The organism is Pseudomonas sp. FSL R10-1339 (assembly GCF_009600545.1).
Taxonomy (GTDB): domain Bacteria; phylum Pseudomonadota; class Gammaproteobacteria; order Pseudomonadales; family Pseudomonadaceae; genus Aquipseudomonas; species Aquipseudomonas bubulae.
Window position 1 is genome coordinate 1 of sequence record NZ_WIVQ01000013.1, and the last position, 18,261, is coordinate 18,261.

General features: G+C 56.5%; 15 protein-coding genes. 10 read left to right on the forward strand and 5 right to left on the reverse strand.

Features of this window, described 5'->3' with window-relative positions; all coding sequences use genetic code 11:
- Positions 1 to 687 precede the first annotated feature (687 nt).
- The 4 genes from GHO03_RS06480 to GHO03_RS06495 all read right to left on the reverse strand — a co-directional run bounded on the left by GHO03_RS06480 (position 688) and on the right by GHO03_RS06495 (position 3,544).
- Entirely contained in the window at positions 688 to 1,191 is a 504-nt protein-coding gene (locus tag GHO03_RS06480; protein ID WP_133144362.1) for a hypothetical protein, read from the reverse strand.
- Between the two features lie 418 nt (positions 1,192 to 1,609).
- A complete protein-coding gene (locus GHO03_RS06485; protein WP_095024246.1) occupies positions 1,610 to 1,924 on the reverse strand; it encodes a tyrosine-type recombinase/integrase in 315 nt (104 codons plus the stop codon).
- Between the two features lie 55 nt (positions 1,925 to 1,979).
- The gene (locus GHO03_RS06490) at positions 1,980 to 2,585 is read right to left on the reverse strand and encodes a hypothetical protein (RefSeq protein WP_095024247.1); all 606 of its coding nucleotides are present in this window, start codon (positions 2,583 to 2,585) and stop codon (positions 1,980 to 1,982) included.
- 71 nt (positions 2,586 to 2,656) lie between these two features.
- Positions 2,657 to 3,544 (reverse strand): LysR substrate-binding domain-containing protein, encoded by an 888-nt coding sequence (locus GHO03_RS06495; protein ID WP_153379916.1) that lies wholly within the window; start codon positions 3,542 to 3,544, stop codon positions 2,657 to 2,659.
- Positions 3,545 to 3,652: 108 nt separating this feature from the next.
- Here GHO03_RS06495 and GHO03_RS06500 point away from each other — a divergent pair, with 108 nt between their 5' ends.
- The 5 genes from GHO03_RS06500 to GHO03_RS06520 all read left to right on the forward strand — a co-directional run bounded on the left by GHO03_RS06500 (position 3,653) and on the right by GHO03_RS06520 (position 6,711).
- Positions 3,653 to 3,988, forward strand: coding sequence for a carboxymuconolactone decarboxylase family protein (locus GHO03_RS06500; protein WP_095018802.1), 336 nt, complete (start codon positions 3,653 to 3,655; stop codon positions 3,986 to 3,988).
- Positions 3,989 to 3,994: 6 nt separating this feature from the next.
- On the forward strand, positions 3,995 to 4,369 hold the full coding sequence (locus GHO03_RS06505) for a tautomerase family protein (RefSeq protein ID WP_095024250.1): 375 nt from the start codon (positions 3,995 to 3,997) through the stop codon (positions 4,367 to 4,369).
- A gap of 255 nt (positions 4,370 to 4,624) precedes the next feature.
- Positions 4,625 to 5,140 carry an AAA family ATPase gene (locus GHO03_RS06510; RefSeq protein WP_133144365.1) on the forward strand — a complete coding sequence of 172 codons (516 nt, stop codon included), beginning with the start codon at positions 4,625 to 4,627 and terminating at the stop codon, positions 5,138 to 5,140.
- Between the two features lie 517 nt (positions 5,141 to 5,657).
- Positions 5,658 to 5,813, forward strand: coding sequence for a hypothetical protein (locus tag GHO03_RS25730; protein WP_153379918.1), 156 nt, complete (start codon positions 5,658 to 5,660; stop codon positions 5,811 to 5,813).
- A gap of 229 nt (positions 5,814 to 6,042) precedes the next feature.
- Entirely contained in the window at positions 6,043 to 6,711 is a 669-nt protein-coding gene (locus GHO03_RS06520) for a DUF3313 domain-containing protein (protein WP_153399399.1), read from the forward strand.
- A 72-nt stretch (positions 6,712 to 6,783) separates the two neighbouring features.
- Here the strand turns inward: GHO03_RS06520 and GHO03_RS06525 are convergent, their stop codons facing one another.
- The gene (locus GHO03_RS06525; RefSeq protein ID WP_095002319.1) at positions 6,784 to 6,990 is read right to left on the reverse strand and encodes a hypothetical protein; all 207 of its coding nucleotides are present in this window, start codon (positions 6,988 to 6,990) and stop codon (positions 6,784 to 6,786) included.
- A 548-nt stretch (positions 6,991 to 7,538) separates the two neighbouring features.
- Between GHO03_RS06525 and bcsQ the strand changes: the two genes are divergently transcribed.
- Genes bcsQ through GHO03_RS06550 form a run of 5 tightly spaced genes read left to right on the forward strand, consistent with a single transcriptional unit; the run spans position 7,539 to position 18,245 of the window.
- A complete protein-coding gene (gene bcsQ, locus GHO03_RS06530; RefSeq protein WP_095021181.1) occupies positions 7,539 to 8,618 on the forward strand; it encodes a cellulose biosynthesis protein BcsQ in 1,080 nt (359 codons plus the stop codon).
- A complete protein-coding gene (gene bcsA, locus GHO03_RS06535) occupies positions 8,615 to 10,837 on the forward strand; it encodes a UDP-forming cellulose synthase catalytic subunit (protein ID WP_133144367.1) in 2,223 nt (740 codons plus the stop codon). The genes bcsQ and bcsA overlap by 4 nt, the downstream gene beginning before the upstream one ends.
- Positions 10,837 to 13,104: a cellulose biosynthesis cyclic di-GMP-binding regulatory protein BcsB gene (gene bcsB, locus GHO03_RS06540; RefSeq protein ID WP_095031850.1), complete on the forward strand. Its 2,268-nt coding sequence runs from the start codon at positions 10,837 to 10,839 to the stop codon at positions 13,102 to 13,104. Before bcsA ends, bcsB begins: the two co-directional genes overlap by 1 nt.
- A gap of 6 nt (positions 13,105 to 13,110) precedes the next feature.
- Positions 13,111 to 14,349 carry a cellulose synthase complex periplasmic endoglucanase BcsZ gene (bcsZ, locus tag GHO03_RS06545; RefSeq protein ID WP_095018810.1) on the forward strand — a complete coding sequence of 413 codons (1,239 nt, stop codon included), beginning with the start codon at positions 13,111 to 13,113 and terminating at the stop codon, positions 14,347 to 14,349.
- Entirely contained in the window at positions 14,325 to 18,245 is a 3,921-nt protein-coding gene (locus tag GHO03_RS06550) for a cellulose biosynthesis protein BcsC (protein WP_153399401.1), read from the forward strand. Before bcsZ ends, GHO03_RS06550 begins: the two co-directional genes overlap by 25 nt.
- The last annotated feature ends 16 nt before the right edge of the window (positions 18,246 to 18,261 follow it).

Below are 18,261 nucleotides of genomic sequence, written 5' to 3' on the forward strand. Positions count from 1 at the left end.
GGCTCCAGAAAGAAATCGGGAGCACAGCATCGGACATCAGGTTTCGGCTTGGAATGTGGGCTTCATGGAGCGCTTACGAATAATTTAGGTCGAATGCTCGGCACGATTTTTTCTCTATAGATATCGTTGGATAGCATTCGGAATTTTCAGGTTTTCTAGCAGGTAGGTCTTTCGGAAGGCGCGCAAAATGCCAACGTAGCGATCTCATATTATTGTAGTATATTTGGCAATGCCATAGGTGATATTTGCAAATGGAAGAAAAATATATTTTTTGCGCTGCGGTTTTGCTTTATATGAATTTTATGGCTCTTCGGAAGAGTTCAAAAGCGCTAAGTGCTCCTTAGGTAACATTCGGGTTTCGTACATTTTCAATAGTGCCAGTATCGAAATTGAATTCGCTTTGAATACCCGAGTTTTCTTACGTTCAATCTGTACCTTGGACGTCCGAAGGTAATAACTGGCCGATTGCAGCCAGTTACGATGAGTTACTATTGGCACATGGCAGGCGTTAACTATAGGCAGTAATCGACAGAAGCAACCGTCCAGAGTGGCTGACTCACAGGCAAGAGCTGCATAGTTCTGATTATCTACAGTTCAGAGAACAGATGAGGATTCGAAAATGCGTTTAGCTTAGGAGTAGTGCAAAGGAGTTTGCCAATTGCTAAGCATGAAACTGAGTACTGGTCATCAGCGCTCAATCCACACCCAGCGCCACGTGTGTTTTGGCGCTGTACCAACACGCACTGCCCTAAGTATATGCTCAAAAAATACCTCGTACTCAGCTTTGCGCGAGCGCTCGTCGAAGATTATCTCGGTTACGCCGTAGTTCTCTTTAAGCAACTTGGCGAAGCCGTGCGCCATGCGCTTGGAAAAGCCCATTCCTGTGTAATCTGAGGCGACGGCGAAGTGTCCCACTGTTGCTGTTTTTTGGTGCATGTCAACGGTGATTTCTTGGATATATCCCAAGATTACGGCACCCGCTCGCCATTCGAGCCTTGGTAGCGTCCAGAAGTCGTCAGTTTCGTGGCAGAGCATTTTCGTAAGCTCTAGCGACGCACCTAGTTCCCCCACAAAATTAGTGCTTGGGGACAGGTAAGATCTGCCCAGGGCCATGAGAAATTCTTCATTTGGAGATACGGAAAATGCTCTCGCCTTGCGTTTAAAGTAACTTTTCATCTTCAAATCGGCCATTTAATTGTCGAGATTATAAGCAAGTAGTGATAGTATATGGTTATCGGATCATTGACTAGACTGATGTGCTTTGTATTGTCCGCATTTGGAGGAAAAAATGTTTGTTAACACTGGTGCATCTATTGATTTAGATGCATGCGCGAAACCTTCATTTATGAACAATATCGTTACCAGGGGCAAGTTTTCACCTAATTAAGGTCGACTACGCGAGGTGTCGTGGCACAGGTAGAGCGCCACCCTTAGGTAGTAGACGCAACTACTGTATGAAAATACAACGCTAAGTTATTGATTTATATAGGCTGATTCAACGATTTCAGGCGATGGATTAAGCCAATAAAACCTATTTAAATCATGCACTTAGTGCCTATATCTGGTCACCTTGACATGGTGGGGGTCGTTGGTTCGAGTCCAATCGCGCCTACCAAACAAAATCCGCTCTGCTGGGCGGTCTAGAAGGGCTCACCGAAAGGTGGGCCCTTTTTTGTTGTTCTCGTTTGGGAAAACTTTGGCCAATCATTGGGCAAACCACCAACGGCAGCAGTTTCAGATCGGCTTTGACCTTGTGATAGATCACTGCCTCCGGCCCATGCCCAGAATGATAATGCGCCGTCATTTTCACATCGGCATGCCCCATCAAGCCCTGAATGTCATCCTGAGCAAATCCCTGTTGCTCATATAGCCAGGCACCCAACGCTCGAATCTCATGAAAGGTTGGCCGCTCATTCGCCGGAATGTGGTCATAGGCCTTTGCTTGCCCAAAGCGAGCGAGTCGCTACTTGATTTGTTATTCAGCAGTTGAATACCGGTGCGTAGCGTTCTTCGCGCTTCTTGAAGTGGACAGGTGCCATCGGGACTTTCTCACCGTTCACGAAAATATCCGGAAAGGTTACGGTGAAGTCATCCATATCCCCTTTGCCCAAGGGTGTTCCCTTGAAGCCCGCGTGGAAGATTTTCCTCGGATCAAAACCGGTTTCCAGCTGTTCAACGCTGACCTGATAAGACTGCCCTGTAGCCAGTTGCACGGTGACCATGGGCGATGCGGCACTCACCCAAAGGTCGGGCGGGGTCTGTTTGAGCGCCGCGCTGCGTTGTTCCGGGGTGTTCAGGTTGAGCAGGTAAGGCGGTTTGTACAGGCGACCGAAGAGGCGCAGTTCCGTGTCAGTTGAGCGCTTGTTGCTTGGCCAGCTGGATGTACCCGGCGGTGCTGCATAAACCAGCACATGAACCCAGTCGAGTTCTTCAGAAAGAGGCGTATAGCTCATCGCCGCCTTTGGCCCGGGGCAGGTACGCTCGAGGAGGGCGTTTTGGCCCACGGCTGATTCTGGATGCAGATAGGGCCCTGTACTGCATCCCGCGAGCAGTACCAACAGCGCATACAAGGTGTGTTTTTTCATAGGGGCAACTCCATTTGCTGCGCGATAAGCCGCTAGTTCGACGTCTGGGCTGCTTGATTCAAGCTAAGAATTTATTTCGAAACTGCAAAATTGAATGCCGGCTCTTGTAGGCTCGCTTTGATCAATGCTGCGAGTTCACGCGTGGCGGGTGTGGGAGCCTCAGTACAGCTATGAATCATGTAACCAAGGTGTGGTACAGGGGGCAAGCCTGAAACGATGTCGAGATGGCCCGGTAGCCCGATGCGGGTTCTTAGCGTCAAGCCTAACCCAGCAGCAACGGCGGCCCATATACCGGCAACGCTGGGGCTGGTCAGGGCGATTCGCCAGGGGATATTCGCGGCATCCAGTGCCTGGGTGGCGGCACTGCGCAACACGCACGGCGCATCAAACAGGATCAATGGCAGCGGTGAGTCATCCATCATGGTTGGCAGTCGTGTGTTACGAGCCCCGATCCAGTGCATCGGCGTTTCACCCAGTCTCGTCGCAAGCGGCGAATTGCGCTCCGTGTCCCATGTTAGGGCCAAGTCCAGGCCGGTGCTTTCTACCATTGAAAGTAATTCAGCGTTTCGCGCAATCCTGACTTCAAGATTCACCATTGGGTAGGCTTGAACGAAGCGTCGCAGGATGTCGCTGAGGAAATGCTCCCCAAAATCTTCTTGAACTCCGAAGCGAACGGTTCCGGTCGTCTGGCTTTCATGCAGGCTCAAGAAGATCCCGTCGTTGAGCTCCAGTAGCCGGCGGGCGTGGCTGAGCAGGATTTCTCCCACAGGTGTCAAGACCAGGCCACGTCCTGATCTGGCCAACACCGGGGTGCCCATCTGCTCTTCAAGTTTCTTCAATTGAGCGCTCACTGCGGACGTAGATCGACCGAGGCAATCCGCAGCCTTGGCAAAGCTGTTGAACTCAACGCCGGTAACGAAGGTGCGCAATACATCGAGATCGAAAGTTGGACGGCGCATCGGATAATCCACAAATTTGGAACAGTTGATCCTATTAAATCTGATATTCGCAATTACCGCGACTTGATAGTTTTGTCCGATTGACAAGGTAATTCGGGGATTAAGGTCGTGAATACATTAAAGGATAGCGGGCGAGAGCACGTGGGCAGATTCCCGCAAAAGTTTGCCGATTTAACTGACCAAACCCTGTTTGGTGATATGTGGAAGCGAACGCAATTGACACCTCGCGAGCGCAGCCTGGTGACGGTGGCTGCCCTAGTGGCGCTGTACCGGCTGGAGCAACTGCCATTCCATTTGAGTCGAGCGCTGGACAACGGTTTGAGTGATGATGAATTGGAGGAAGTCATGACCCATCTGGCGTTCTATTCAGGCTGGCCGACGGCTGCTTCTGGCCTGAAGCAGCTCAGCGATGTGCAAGCCAGTCGTGCTCCCAGCCAAGGGTAACTATTTATGCCATTTGCACGTATTTCACTGCATCGCGGAAAGTCCGCTGCGTATCTGCAGGCGCTATCCCAAGGGGTGCATGACGCTCTGGTCGAGAGTTTTGAGGTGCCTGGCGCAGATCGCTTCCAGGTCATCCATCAGCATGATGTCGGTGAGCTGATTTTCAATCCCGAGTACCTGGGCGGGCCGCGCAGTCATGATTTTGTGTTGATTGCTATCACCGCTGGCCGTTCACGAAGCGTCGAAACGAAACAGCATTTCTACCGCACTCTGGTCGAGAAACTTAACGAGACTACTGGGCTCAGCGAGGAAGATGTCATGGTGGTAATTACCACCACAGACAGTGAGGATTGGTCGTTTGCTGGCGGTCGGGGTAACTAGCTCCCGCGCTCTTGATAAAGAAAACAGGTCGGCCCAAATTATCTACGTGTACCAGAGGCCAGAACTTGCATGATTGAGTGGTAGTAAATACGAGTCTGTACGGCTTTTAACAATGTTCTTTAGCTACCTGCTTCTATCGCTCCGCCACCGAGCGAGCCTGCTCTGTGCAAGAACCCATTGGTTGCTGCGTAATGACTGAAGTGGCCCGGTTTCTGCGTATAACGGGCAGTCACCAGACCCATTCAAGGACATAAAATGCTTATCGTCTTCAGCGGCCTTCCAGGCACCGGAAAAACGACTATCGCAAGCGAGCTTGCCGGCAGAACGGGTGCCGTCTACCTAAGGGTCGATACCATCGAACAGGCGATTCGAAACGCCGGCGTTCTTGCAAAAGAGGTGGGCAAGAGCGGTTACATGGTCGCCAATGAGCTTGCTCTGAGCAATCTTCGTTTTGGCCACACGGTTATAGTCGACTGTGTAAACCCGGTCGATGAAAGCCGACAGGCATGGAGTGATATTGCTCAGCGCGCTGATGTGCCCTTGGTCAACATTCAGGTGATATGTTCTGACAGGCGCGAGCACCAGCGTCGGGTGGAAACCAGGGAGGTCGATATTCCCGGGCTGACGCCCCCAACCTGGCAGTCTGTTCTCGATCATGAATATGAGGCGTGGGGCACTGCTCCATTCAGCATCGACACGGCCTTGACTTCTAAGGCGCAGGCTGTGGCGCTGATCACTGAAACGCTTTTATCCAGGGCGCGTCTGCTCTGAAGGCGTTCAATGCGCCCCCGGTTCTACTGGAGCCGGTTATCTGTCCGCATCGGAGTGCGATCTGCCTGATGCTTGTCAGCTGCGCTTGTGCGCTGGCCGGCAGCCCCGGATCACACTCCGATGCGACCTCCCGTGAGGGATCGGGCAGTTAGCGACAGGCTGTCGTTGGCGCTGGTTGTTCGGTGCGGTTCTATACCTGTAATTGAAGCTTGATCAGGTCAACTTGCACTGCTTTTTGCAGATTTATTCACCGTCGGTTGTCATTCTGCTCCCCAATTAACCAACACCAAGCAGGCGTAAGTGGGTGGGTCAGGTAGGGCGTGTGCCCCAGTACGCAGTCTTTGCGAGGGCGGGAGCAGCCGCGGGTGTCGAGGAATCATTGGTCGTTTTTATTGTCATATTTATGACCTTTTCTTTCAGGACGCTCAAATGAAGCGCACAACCCTATTGATCCTGGCCGTCTCTAGCGCTTTTCTGCTGGGCGGCTGCGCGCCTGTCTGGTACGACGGGGGGCGGCATGGTCACGATCGAGGTTACGACTCGGGCCGTGGATACGATCGCGGGCATGATGATCGGGGTTATGACCGCGGCTACGATCGTCGCGACAATGATTGCCGTTATGACCGCAATCGCGATCGTGATGACAGGGACGACTGATCCTCTGGTGCTTTAACTGCGCAGCGTGTCATCCACGCTGCGCTTCAGGTTATTAACTGCTGGCTCAATCAATTCCCGCCATTTGTTTCACCTCTGCAATATCCCTGCTTCGCGGAAACAAACCGGACATCTGCCAGCAATTGCGTTCAGGCAAGCTGTGCGCAATTAGTCCCGCCGCGCTCGTTCTGGCACCTAGGGCTGATGAGAACCCTCCTGTAAAACATCGTCCCGGGAATTCCTGCTCCATGCGAACCAGTCTTTCGCTGCCGCTGCTGGCTGCCTTGTCCATTTTGCTTGCGGCCTGTGCCAGCAAGACCATCCCGCCCGAAGAGTTTTCGGGCTATCTGTCCGATTACAGCCAGTTGGCGCAAAAGCAGTTGCCTTCCGGGCAGGCCGTACTGTCCTGGGTAAGCCCTGATCTGGATATCAGCCATTACACCGGCATCTATATCGAGCCAAGCCAGTTTTACCCGTGGGTGTTACCGACCGGGCGGGGGCCACAGTCCACGCTGTCGGCCGTAACCGGTTATTACGATGCTGCGCTCAAGCGCGAACTGGGCAAGGTCATGACGGTTGTCGCGGCCCCGGGCCCTGGCACGCTGATTGTCAGGCCGGCCATAGTCTCGCTCTCGGCTAGTACCCAGGGCCTGCGGTTTTATGAGTATTTGCCCGTGACCCTGCTCGCCGCTGGGGTCAGCACGACGGTCGGGATGCGTGATCAGGACAGTGAAATCAGCACCGAGATCGCCGTGATCGATGCTGCTGACCAGCAGGTGGTCGCGCAAGTGGTGCGCAAGGGGACAGGGCTGGCGCTGGAAAATGATTCTCAGGTCATGACGCTGGATGATTTCAAGCTGGTGCTCGATGGCTGGGCGCTTGATATGCGCCGCGAATACTTGTCCAGCCGCCATTGAGAGCCGGTCAAGGGTTGGTCCGGGGCTCGCCGAAAGGCGGGCTTTTTTTTGTCTGCGATTTGTCTGGCTCCTTCACACGACTTCAAGTGCCGCCTGAATCTGATCGGCGTACTTGCTCAGGTTATTCATCTCTGTCTGTAACTGACCGGAGCTGGCTGAGTTCAGCACCTTGGACTGGATCAAGGTCAAAGCAGCCGCGACGGCCAGTTCACGTTTGCCTTCCGGGCTGGCAGCACCAAAGGGGGTATCGCCCCGGAGGTTTTTGAAGTGCTCAGACATGATGCTCTCCTTATCGTTGCGGGTTTGAAACCTGTTACTACCGGTAACCGGTAATAACTAAAGTTTAGGGTAGGATTGATGGCGCGCATCGAAAAGGGCCTGAAAACAGCCCGGTAGACATGGTTGTGCCCGAAAGTACCGGCATGAATCTGAGGAACCATCAGGGTGACCAGCGGTGCACCGTTAGTCGCTGCGTAACGTTCAACTTTGTTCATAATGGCGCGGTAATTGCTGTCTGTCGGTCCGCCAATGGATCACTCGTCTAATTGATGTGCATTTCCTGCGCATTTTCCGGTCTTTCCGGCCTTCGCGTATAAGCCTCGTCATTACAAAGGATTGGGTTGATTGGTTGAGAGCGACGCGAGCAGCGCCAAATAAAAATAGCCGTACTCGTCAATAAAATGGCGAATAGCCTGATTATTTGTGCTTGCAATTACGATATTAATCCAAATTTGTTCAATTTATTGACGATATCATTGTGATGGCTTATTTTGACGCCCTGTTGCTGGCCATGCGTCGTGAATACTCAGTCCGGAAGGAACCTACTTATGAGTCGTACAGACGACATATCGAACTTGTTCAGCAGGTTCGGCGCCACTTCGGACAGTTATCACGAGTTCGACAGTCAGTTCGAATACCCCAATACGCCGCCAGCTCAAGTTAAAGCCTCTGAGCCTGAAGAAGTCACGGCCCCGGTACTTGCTGCTCTGCCACCGGTTGCGCCAGTCTGCGTGGCATTGGCGAAAGCCGAAGATCCGGCACCGCTGATGAGCACTGCCGACGTCGCCATCCCGCTGCGTAATTTGCTCGCTGAAGTAGCGCTTGCTCGTCAGGCCGAAACCGAGGCCCTGCAGGCACAATTGCGCACGCCGCAGTGCAAGGCTCGTGTCGTGGTGCTGGTCTCGGCCAAGGGCGGCGTTGGCAAGACCACGCTGGCCGCCAGCCTGGCAAGCAGCCTGCGTCTGGAGGGTGGCAAGACCCTGGCCATCGACCTTGATCCGCAAAATGCCCTGCACCATCACCTCGGCGTTGAATCCGGCGTGACCGGCATCGGCAGCGCCTGCTGGAGCAGCAATCTGCAGCAGGGATTCAACGATGTACAAGTGCTGCCCTACGGCGTGTTGAGCGATGACCAGCGCTGTGCCCTGGAGCGCGAAGTAAGCCAGGACCGCCACTGGCTGGCACGGCAACTGGAACGCATGGACCTGGGCACACATGACCTGGTGATTGTCGATACGCCCACCGGCCGCTCGGCGTACCTCCAGCAGGCGCTGGATGTGGCCGATCAGGTGCTGGTGGTCACTGCTGCCGACGCGGCCAGCTTTATTGCCCTGGAGCATATGGACCGTCTGCTGGGAGCCAACGTTGCGCGCAGCTATGTGGTCAATCAATTTGAGCCCGGGCGCGAGTTTTCCCGCGACATGCTCGAAGTGCTCAAGCGCCGTCTGGGTGCGCAGTTGACGGGGGTAGTAGAGCAGGATCACGGTTTTGGCGAGGCCTTGGCTTACGGCCGCAACCCGTTGACGGTGCCCGTCCGGTCTGTAGGTGGTGAAGGGGTTTTACTGCTTGGCGAACACCTTAAGGCTGCTTTGCAGAACGTCCGTGTAACCGAGAACTCAGCTTCATGAGTCAGTCAAACAGCCCCCCCCAGGTTGCGCAAAGCCGGTTTCAGCGTTGGGCCCAGTCGCTGTCAGATCATCTTGATCAGTGGCCGGCTGCGGCACGCCGTGCGCTGCTTGCCGGTACCGCAGTGTTTTGCGGGCTTTTGGGCCTGCTGATTATTACCGTACCGTTCGAATTCTATGCGCAGTGCATCTTTGCCATCGGCTGCTTTGTTGCAGCATTGGTGCTGCGCAGGATACCCGGGCGCCTGACCATCCTGATCATGATCGGCCTGTCACTCACGGCCTCGTTGCGCTATATATACTGGCGCTTGACCGAAACCCTGGGGTTCGACGACTGGGTCGACATGGCGTTCGGTTATGGCCTGGTGCTGGCCGAAATCTATGCCCTGGTGGTGCTGGTGTTTGGCTACCTGCAAACGGCCTGGCCGCTGCGGCGCCAGCCGGTATTGCTCAAGGGCCCGCCGAGCGAATGGCCAGTGGTTGACGTGTTTATCCCGTCATACAACGAGACGCTCGATATCGTGAAGCTGACCATCTTTGCCGCTCAGGCAATTGACTGGCCACAGGACAAGCTGCGCGTGCATGTGCTCGATGACGGTCGCCGCGAAGACTTTCGCGAGTTCTGCGAGCAGATCAACGTCAACTACATCACCCGTGACAACAATCGTCATGCCAAGGCCGGTAACCTCAACGAAGCATTGCAGGTCACCAGTGGCGAGTTCGTAGCATTTTTCGATGCCGACCACGTGCCGACCCGCTCTTTCTTGCAAGTGAGCATTGGCTGGTTCCTCAAAGACCCCAAGCTGGCGATGTTGCAAACGCCGCACTTTTTCTTTTCGCCCGACCCGTTCGAAAAAAATCTCGACACCTTCCGTTCGGTGCCCAACGAAGGCGAGTTGTTTTATGGTCTGGTGCAGGACGGCAACGACCTGTGGAACGCCACGTTTTTCTGTGGCTCTTGCGCAGTGATCCGTCGCAAGCCGCTGATGGAAGTCGGCGGGGTGGCGGTCGAAACTGTGACCGAAGATGCCCATACCGCGCTCAAGCTCAACCGCGCCGGCTACAACACTGCTTATCTGGCGATACCGCAGGCAGCGGGTCTGGCCACGGAAAGCCTTTCACGCCACATTAGCCAGCGTATTCGCTGGGCGCGGGGTATGGCGCAGATTTTCCGCACCGACAATCCGCTGTTCGGCAAGGGCCTGAACCTGGGCCAGCGCCTGTGCTACCTCAACGCAATGCTGCATTTCTTCTATGGTTTGCCGCGCTTGGTGTTTTTGACGGCGCCGCTGGCTTTTCTGTTTTTTGATGCGCAAATCTTTCATGCCTCGGGCTTGATGATTGCCGCCTATGCATTGCCGCATATTTTTCATGCCAGCCTCACCAACTCCAGCATTCAGGGGCAATACCGGCATTCGTTCTGGAACGAGGTCTACGAGACAGTACTGGCCTGGTACATCATGGCCCCGGTGCTGGTGGCGCTGGTCAACCCCAAGTTCGGTGGTTTCAACGTGACCGACAAGGGCGGGATCATTGACGAGAAGTACTTCGACTGGAAGCTCGCCCGTCCATATATCGTGCTGCTGACCCTTAACATGGCAGGGATGGCGTACGGGATCGCGCGGCTGGCAATGGGTGAGGAGGGCGCCACGACCACGCTGTTGATCAACCTGTTGTGGACGCTCTACAACGTGATCATCACCAGTGCCGCCGTAGCGGTGGCCAGTGAAACCCGGCAGGTTCGTGCCGAACCGCGGGTTGCGGCCACATTGCCGGTACGCCTGACCCGTGCCGATGGCAGTGTGATAGACGGCGTCACCCAGGATTTTTCGCAAAAAGGCATGGGCTTGCGCCTGCCCCAGGGCGTCAGCGTACCTCAAGGCGAGCAGGTGCAGATTTCGCTATTGCGCAGCCAGCACCTGAGTCTGTTCCCGGCTGTGGTTGTATTCAGTCGCGGTGAATTGCTCGGCGTTCAATTTGATGCCCTGACCCTGCGCCAGCAAAGTGATCTGGTACGTCTCACCTTTTCCCGTGCCGACACCTGGGCATCGACCTGGGGTAGCGGGCAGGTTGATACCCCGCTGGTGGCCCTGCGCGGAGTCAGCCGAATTGGTTTTCGCGGTATCCAAGAACTCTTCAAAGCCTCGCTCATGGAAGTGCGCAGCTTGCTGCGCCGTCGCCGCGTCGCCCCATCAAAGCTAGAAAACATCCAGGATAAGTGATGAATTCAACGTCTTCAGTCTTCGCCAATTTGCGCGATCCGCGTCGTGCCCTGGCACGCATTGCGTGTGCCTTGCTGGCTTTGAACAGCGGCGCTGCCTGCGCCGAGAGCGCTCCAGCCGTTGCTGCAACCGGTAGCAATAATTACACCGTGACCCTCAAACAGTTGGGCCGCAATTATCCGATGAACCTGCGTGGTGTGGAATCGAGCGACAGTGTCAGTTTCGATGTGCGGGCCGACTCGATTGTGACGGGTGCCAAGTTGAACTTGCAGTACACCTACTCGCCGGCATTGCTGGAAGAGCTGTCGCAAATCAACGTCATCATCAACGATGAAGTGGCGGCAAGCCTGCCGTTGCCCAAGGACAAAGCCGGGCAACTGCAACAGCATGTCGTCGACATACCGGCGCACCTGATTACCGAGTTCAACCGTCTGAGTTTGCAGTTTATCGGGCACTACACCATGAGTTGCGAAGATCCGCAGCACACCAGCCTGTGGGCCAAGATCAGCAACGCCACCAGCTTGAGCATTGATGTATCGCCCTTGGGTTTACCCAATGATCTGTCCATCTTGCCGTTGCCATTTTTCGATCGTCGCGATACCCGGGCCCTGGATTTGCCGTTTGTGTTCGTCTCTGCGCCTGACAACGCCACGCTCGAAGCAGCCGGTGCACTGTCGTCGTGGTTTGGCGCCCAAGCCAGTTTTCGGGGTGCACGGTTTTCCTCGAGTTACAACCAGATTCCCGCCAGCGGCAGTGCGGTGGTTTTGATCAGTGGTCCGGATGCGCTGCAGATTGGCAGTATTAGTCTACCGCCAGCGAAGGGCCCGACCCTGACCTTGATGACCAATCCGAATGACGTCAATGCCAAGCTGCTGGTGGTCAGCGGTCGCGACGGTGCCGAACTCAAGAGTGCCGCAACTGCTTTGGTACTGGGCAGCCAGGCCTTGTCGGGCAGCAGCGTGGTGATCGATCGATTGCAGGTGGTGCAGCCCCGCAAGCCCTATGACGCGCCGAACTGGTTGCCCAGTGATCGCCCGGTAAAGATTGGTGAGTTGATGCAGGCCAAGCAACTGGCGGTGTCCGGCTACAACCCGGGTGACATCACCGTGCCGTTGAATTTTCCGCCGGATTTGTTTACCTGGCGTAACGAAGGCGCGCCGCTGAATCTTAAATACCGCTATACGCCGCAAGAGAAGTCCTACAATTCGTCGTTCATTATCAGTTTTAATGACGCGCTGATTCAGTCGCAGAACCTGCTGTCCCGGGACAGGCTCGACAGCAGTGTGCTCAGAACACTGAAGTCAGACGACAGCCTTGACCGCGAAACCAATGTGTTGCTGCCCCTGAACTCGGTGGCCCTGCAGTCCCGCCTGCAGTTGCGCTATATGTTCGATTACATCAAGCAGGGCCAATGTAACGACATCATCATTGACAATATGCGCGGTGCGATTGATCCCGAGTCGACCCTTGATTTGAGCGGCTACGACCACTTTATCGCCATGCCCAACCTGGGCGTGTTCAAGGATTCCGGCTTTCCGTTTACCCGTCTGGCTGACCTGTCGCAAACCGCCGTGGTGTTGCCGGATGATGCCGGGGTTGCTGATTTGAATGCCTACCTCACACTGCTCGGCCGATTTGGCCAGTCCACCGGCTACCCGGCTACTGGCGTACAGGTGATTCAGGCGGATCAGGTGGCGGGCGCTGCGGACAAGGACTTGCTGGTGCTGGCGTCCGGTGCCAATCAGCCCTTGCTGGCACATTGGGCCGATCGCCTGCCCGCTAACGATGGCGAAGGCCAGCAGAGCTTCCATTTATCTGACTTGCCGATGCGGCTACGTGACTGGTTTAGCCCCGATCCTGAAGCCAATATTCGCAAGACGCGGTTGGCGATGGCGTTTTCCGGTGGCGCGCGTAGCACTTACCTGACCGGTTTCGAATCGCCGCTTAAAAAAGGGCGCAGTGTTGTGGTTATTGCCAGTGGTCAACCGCAAGGTCTGGCCGATGCCACAAATGCACTGATCGGAGGTGAGGATTACACCCATTCGATCCAGGGCAGTCTGGTGGTGGTACGCGGTAAAAACATCGAGCCTCTGGTGGCGGACGAGCAGTACTACGTTGGCAGCCTGGGGCCTATCAAGTACCTGCAATGGTTGATGTCGCGCCATGTGGTCTTGTCCCTGCTGCTGACCGGTCTGGGGGTGATTTTGCTCAGTGGTCTGGCTTATCTGGCACTGCGCGCACGCGCCAACAAACGACTAGGTAACTGACGGCTCATGGGGTTCTTCGCGATCAAACGTTTTAATTCCTCACCGCGGCGCCTGCATCGTGCGCTGCTGTGGTTGGCAGGCGCTCTGGCAGGTATCGCCCTGACCCCCGCGATGGCCAAGGACACCAGGTGCCAAAAAGCCGACTGGCCGCTGTGGCAAGCCTACGCTTCGCGCTTTGTACAGGCTGACGGCCGTATGCTGGAGTCCAGCCCACAGCTCAACCAAAGCTCTTCCGAAGGTCAGTCCTACGGGATGTTATTTGCATTGATCGGCAATGATCAGGCGCGCTTTGACAGGTTATGGCAATGGACCTTGGCCAATATGGCTGGCGCCGACGTGAGCACGCGTTTGCCAGGCTGGTTGTGGGGGCAGGGCAAGGACGGGACGTGGCAATTGCAGGACGCCAATTCAGCGTCCGACTCGGACTTGTGGATTGCCTATTCGTTGCTCGAAGCGGCACGTCTGTGGCAGCGCCCGGACTACCGCGAGGCAGCCTTGCATCTGCTTGAAAACATCCAGAGCCAACTGGTCGTGAGCTTGCCCGGTCTGGGCAAAATGGTGTTGCCCGGGCCTCAAGGCTTTGTGCAGCCAGATCATCTGTGGCGCTTGAATCCCAGCTATCTGCCGCTGCCGTTGCTGCGGCGGCTGGCCATGCAGGCACCGGCCGGGCCGTGGAAAGAAATTGCCGAAAACACCGTGAAAATGGTCAAGGCTTCCAGCCCCAAGGGCTATGTTGCCGACTGGATCGGCTATCGTGCCACCGGGCCGAACAGCGGTCTGTTCGTGGTCGATCCGGTTAATGGCGAACTGGGCAGTTACGACGCGATTCGCGTTTACCTGTGGGCAGGCATGACGCCCAAATCCGATGTGTTGGCAGCACCGTTGCTGGCGCGACTGGAGGGTATGGCGAACAGCACGGCTTCCACCGGCATTCCACCGGAAAAGGTCCAGGTCAGGAGCGGTACGCTAGAGGGGCAGGGGCCGTTCGGCTTCTCCGCCGCGCTGATTCCTTACTTCCAGGCCAAAGGCCAGCCCTGGCTTGCCCAAGCTCAGCAGCGTCGAACCGAGCTAGCCCTCACGAAGGCGCTGGGGCAGGCCGATGGCGAACGTACCGAGCCTTTGTATTACAACGTCATGCTTAGCCTGTTCGCACTCGGCTGGGCAGAAAACCGCTTTCAGTTTCGTGATGACGGAACACTCAAACTGTCTTGGGAGACGTCATGCGTCCGCACCGCCACGCACTAGCTATCGGGATTCTAACCGCAGTCATCGGCACAGCCGTCCACGCCGATACCAGCGACGTGCAAGCGCGGCTGGTCGCACAGGGTCAGTACTGGCAAGGCCGCGCCAATGCACAACGGGCGGCCGAGGCCTGGGAAAAAGTCTTGCGTCTGGACCCCAATCAAGTGGATGCCCTTTATGGTATGGGCTTTGCCAGCCTCAAACAGAACAAGCCCGAGCAAGCAAGGCAATACCTGGCGCGTTTGCAGGCCCTGTCGCCCCGACCGTGGCTGGCGGCGCAGCTGGAACAGGATATTGCCCTGACTGAGACGCAGAACAAAGCACTGCTGGATGAGGCCCGACGTCTGGTCGATAGCGATCAGCGAGATGAGGCGACTCAGGTGTTTGCCAAACTGTTTGCCGGTCGCACACCGTCAGGTACGGTGGGACGTGAGTATTACAACAACCTGGCGTTCAATCCTGCAGGTTGGCCAGAAGCGCGAAAAGGCATGGAGCGCTTGCTGCGCGAGACGCCCAACGACTCGACTCTGGCGCTGTTTCTGGCCAAGCAACTGATTCGTTACGAAGACAGTCGCCCTGAAGGTATCCGTAATCTGGCCAAGCTATCGACCCGGCCCGACATCGGCGGTGACGCTGATGAAAGCTGGCGTCTGGCGCTGGTCTGGTCCGGTCCGCCGAGTGCTGCCCAGGTGCCGTTGTTCGAAGCCTTTTTAAAGGCTCATCCAGATGATCAGGAAATTCGTGACCTGCTGAACAAAGGTAAATTGAAAGCCAGCACTGCAGACCGTGTACCGGCCTGGCAACCTGATCCGCTGGTCGAGCGTGGGCTCAAGGCGTTGGATAAAGGTGATCAGGCGGGTGCCGAGCAAGCCTTTGCCGCACGCTTGAAAAACAAGCCGAATGATCCTGATGCTTTGGGTGGGCTCGGTGTGGTGCGTCAGCAACAGGACCGTCTGAGCGAAGCTGAGCAACTTTTGAACCGCGCTATCGGCAACGGCGGCTCGCGCTGGAAGCCGGCGCTGGATAACGTGCGCTACTGGGCTTTGCTGCAACAGGCGCGCAACCAGGCCAAGAGCCAGCCCGCCAAGGCCCGGGAAAGCATTGCCCAGGCAATGCGAGTGAACCCCAGGGGCATCGAGGCACGTTTGGCCCTCGCGGATATTCAGGCTCAGAACGGTCAGCTCGATGAGGCTCAAGCCAGTTACCGTCAGGTGCTGAGTGTGCAGAAGGACAATGCTCAGGCCGTACAAGGGCTGGTCAATGTTCTGTCGCAAGCGGGGCAGGCCGATGAGGCCTTGCGCCTGCTAGATACCCTGACCCCGGCCCAGCAGGCCGAAATGGGCGGTGGCGGTCGACTGCGTGCGCTGCGCTCCACGCAGGCTGCGGCATTGGCCGAGCAGCGTGGCGATACCCGGGGCGCACAACAAGCTTTGGTGCAAGCGGTCAAAGATGACCCGGACAACGTCTGGACCCGTTTTGATCTCGCCCGCCTTTACCTAAAAACCGGTGAGCCGCAAAAAGCCCGCGTTCTGATCGACAGCTACCTCAAAGCCCATCCGACAGATGTTGACGCCCTCTATACCAGTGCTCTGCTCTCAGTGGAAATGGAGCAGTGGGACGCTGCTCAGGCTGCCATAAGCCGGATTCCAGTGGGTCGTCGCACCGCAGATATGAACGATTTGGCGGATCAGATCACGCTGACGGTGCAGGTCAAGCTCGCTGCCACCATGGCCAAGCGTGGCCAGCGTCAGGAAGCCCTGGCACTGCTCGACCGGTTGCAACCGATGGCGAGCCGCAGTCCGGATCGTATGGCAACGCTGGCCTCGGCTTATGTGGACACAGGAGATTCCACGCGAGCGTTGACCATGATGCGCGATGTGATCAACCAGACACCTACACCTTCCGCCGACTTGATGTTGCAGTACGCCAATCTGCTGCTCAAGACGGGTAATGATGCCCAGGTCAACTCGATCCTGCGCGGCCTGCAAAACCAGCGAATGAGCGTTGCCACACGCAAACGTTTCGACGACCTGCTGTATCAGTACCGCATTCGTCAGGCCGATCTGCTGCGTGAAGGCGGTGACCTGGCGGGCGCTTATGACACTCTGGCACCGGCGCTGGCATCGCGGCCTGGGGACGCCGGTGCGACTTCGGCGCTGGCGCGGATGTACGTCAGCAGCGGCAATAACGCCAAGGCGTTTGAGCTGTACAAGCCTTTGCTGCAACGTCAGCCCAACGATCCGCAAATCCTCCTCAATGCCGCGGACGCTGCGGTTCTGGCCCGAGATAACGGCTACGCCGAGCGTGCGCTGGAGCAGTTTGTGAAACTGCAAAACTACGACCCGCAGTCTTTGACCGAAGCGGCACGAATCTACCGCAGCATGGGCAAGAGCGCTCAGGCTGCGCACCTGTTGCGCAAGGCCGTGGACATCGAGCAAACCGAGAAAAAACGCAACCTTACGGCTCAGGCCGGCGTATCTGGCGTTGCGCCGAACCCGTTCGCCGGCTTGTCGGGCCCAGCCAATCAGATGGGGCGTGGGGCCATCGATGCGATTCCCGCGCCCGCCCAAACCACGCTCGATTCGAGCGCTTATATGGCAGACGACAATGCGCTGTTGGCCAGCGATGTCTATCCGGGGCAACCCCTGCCTTCCAGGACAGGCAATGGCACCTTGCCGGTGGGACGTAATGCTGGTGCCGGGGCTAATCCATTTTTACCCCAAGGCACGGTCAATGTGGCGGTGGACCAAGCCAGTTCGGCCCAGCGTGCGCTGGACAGTATCCTCCAGGAGCGCAGTGCCTACGTGACCCAGGGCGTCACTATTCGCAACAACGACAGTGAGCCTGGCCTTGGCAAAATGACCGATATCGAAACACCGCTGGAAATTAACTTTCCGGCGGGTGACAACCGTATCGCCGTACGTGTGACACCGGTGTCCCTGAATGCGGGTAGGGTGGGTGTTTATGCCGCCGAACGCTTTGGTAGTGGCAAAGAGTCAACCGAGGGGATTGGCGCCCAGCGTGAGAGTGGTGTGGGTGTGAGCGTTGGCTACGCTCGCCCGGATGAAGGCATCAAGGCCGACCTCGGTACCACGCCGATCGGCTTTCAATACAGCACCGTGGCCGGTGGCGTGAGTGTCGATCGCCCGCTCGCCAGCAATTCCAATGTGCGTTATGGCGTCAATGTTTCACGCCGCCCGGTGATCGACAGCGTAACGTCATTCGCCGGTACCACTGATGAGCGCACCGGGCAGACGTGGGGTGGCGTAACGGCTAACGGCGGCCGTGGTCAACTGAGCTATGACAATCAGGCTGTCGGCGCCTATGGCTACGGCGCCTGGCACAAGCTGCTGGGTCATAACGTCGAATCCAACAGCCGTGCCGAACTGGGCGGTGGAGTGTATTGGTATTTGCAAAACACCGAGGACAGCAAGCTGACCCTGGGTCTGAGCGCTACCGGCATGAGTTTTGAGAACAACCAGAACTTCTTTACTTATGGCCACGGCGGCTACTTCAGCCCGCAAAGCTACTTTGCCCTGGGCGTGCCGGTGGCCTGGTCGCAGCGCACCGATCGCTTCAGCTACCAGGTCAAGGGCTCGGTGGGCGTTCAGTACACCCATCAGGCCGGTGCCGACTACTTCCCCGGTGACAAGGACATGCAGGCCACCAACGACCAGCGCTACTCCGGCGAGAGCAAGACTGGCGTCGGTTACAGCCTGGCCGCTGCCGGTGAGTACAAGTTCGGGTCGAGCGTTTTCCTGGGGGCCAATTTGGGTCTGGATAATGCTCAGGACTACCAGCAAATCACCGGGGCGATGTACCTGCGCTATATGTTTGAAAATATGAATGGCCCTATGGAGCTGCCGGTCAGCCCATACAGTTCGCCTTATTCCAATTGATGTCCTGGAGACTTTA

Coding starts and splice junctions, on each gene's coding strand:
- GHO03_RS06520 (WP_153399399.1), top strand. CDS start 6,043: ATGCGAACCAGTCTTTCGCTGCCGCTGCTGGCTGCCTTGTCCATTTTG.
- bcsB (WP_095031850.1), top strand. CDS start 10,837: ATGAATTCAACGTCTTCAGTCTTCGCCAATTTGCGCGATCCGCGTCGT.
- GHO03_RS25730 (WP_153379918.1), top strand. CDS start 5,658: ATGGTCACGATCGAGGTTACGACTCGGGCCGTGGATACGATCGCGGGC.
- GHO03_RS06490 (WP_095024247.1), bottom strand. CDS start 2,585: ATGAAAAAACACACCTTGTATGCGCTGTTGGTACTGCTCGCGGGATGC.
- GHO03_RS06495 (WP_153379916.1), bottom strand. CDS start 3,544: ATGCGCCGTCCAACTTTCGATCTCGATGTATTGCGCACCTTCGTTACC.
- GHO03_RS06505 (WP_095024250.1), top strand. CDS start 3,995: ATGCCATTTGCACGTATTTCACTGCATCGCGGAAAGTCCGCTGCGTAT.
- GHO03_RS06525 (WP_095002319.1), bottom strand. CDS start 6,990: ATGTCTGAGCACTTCAAAAACCTCCGGGGCGATACCCCCTTTGGTGCT.
- bcsA (WP_133144367.1), top strand. CDS start 8,615: ATGAGTCAGTCAAACAGCCCCCCCCAGGTTGCGCAAAGCCGGTTTCAG.
- GHO03_RS06480 (WP_133144362.1), bottom strand. CDS start 1,191: ATGGCCGATTTGAAGATGAAAAGTTACTTTAAACGCAAGGCGAGAGCA.
- GHO03_RS06510 (WP_133144365.1), top strand. CDS start 4,625: ATGCTTATCGTCTTCAGCGGCCTTCCAGGCACCGGAAAAACGACTATC.
- bcsZ (WP_095018810.1), top strand. CDS start 13,111: ATGGGGTTCTTCGCGATCAAACGTTTTAATTCCTCACCGCGGCGCCTG.
- GHO03_RS06550 (WP_153399401.1), top strand. CDS start 14,325: ATGCGTCCGCACCGCCACGCACTAGCTATCGGGATTCTAACCGCAGTC.
- bcsQ (WP_095021181.1), top strand. CDS start 7,539: ATGAGTCGTACAGACGACATATCGAACTTGTTCAGCAGGTTCGGCGCC.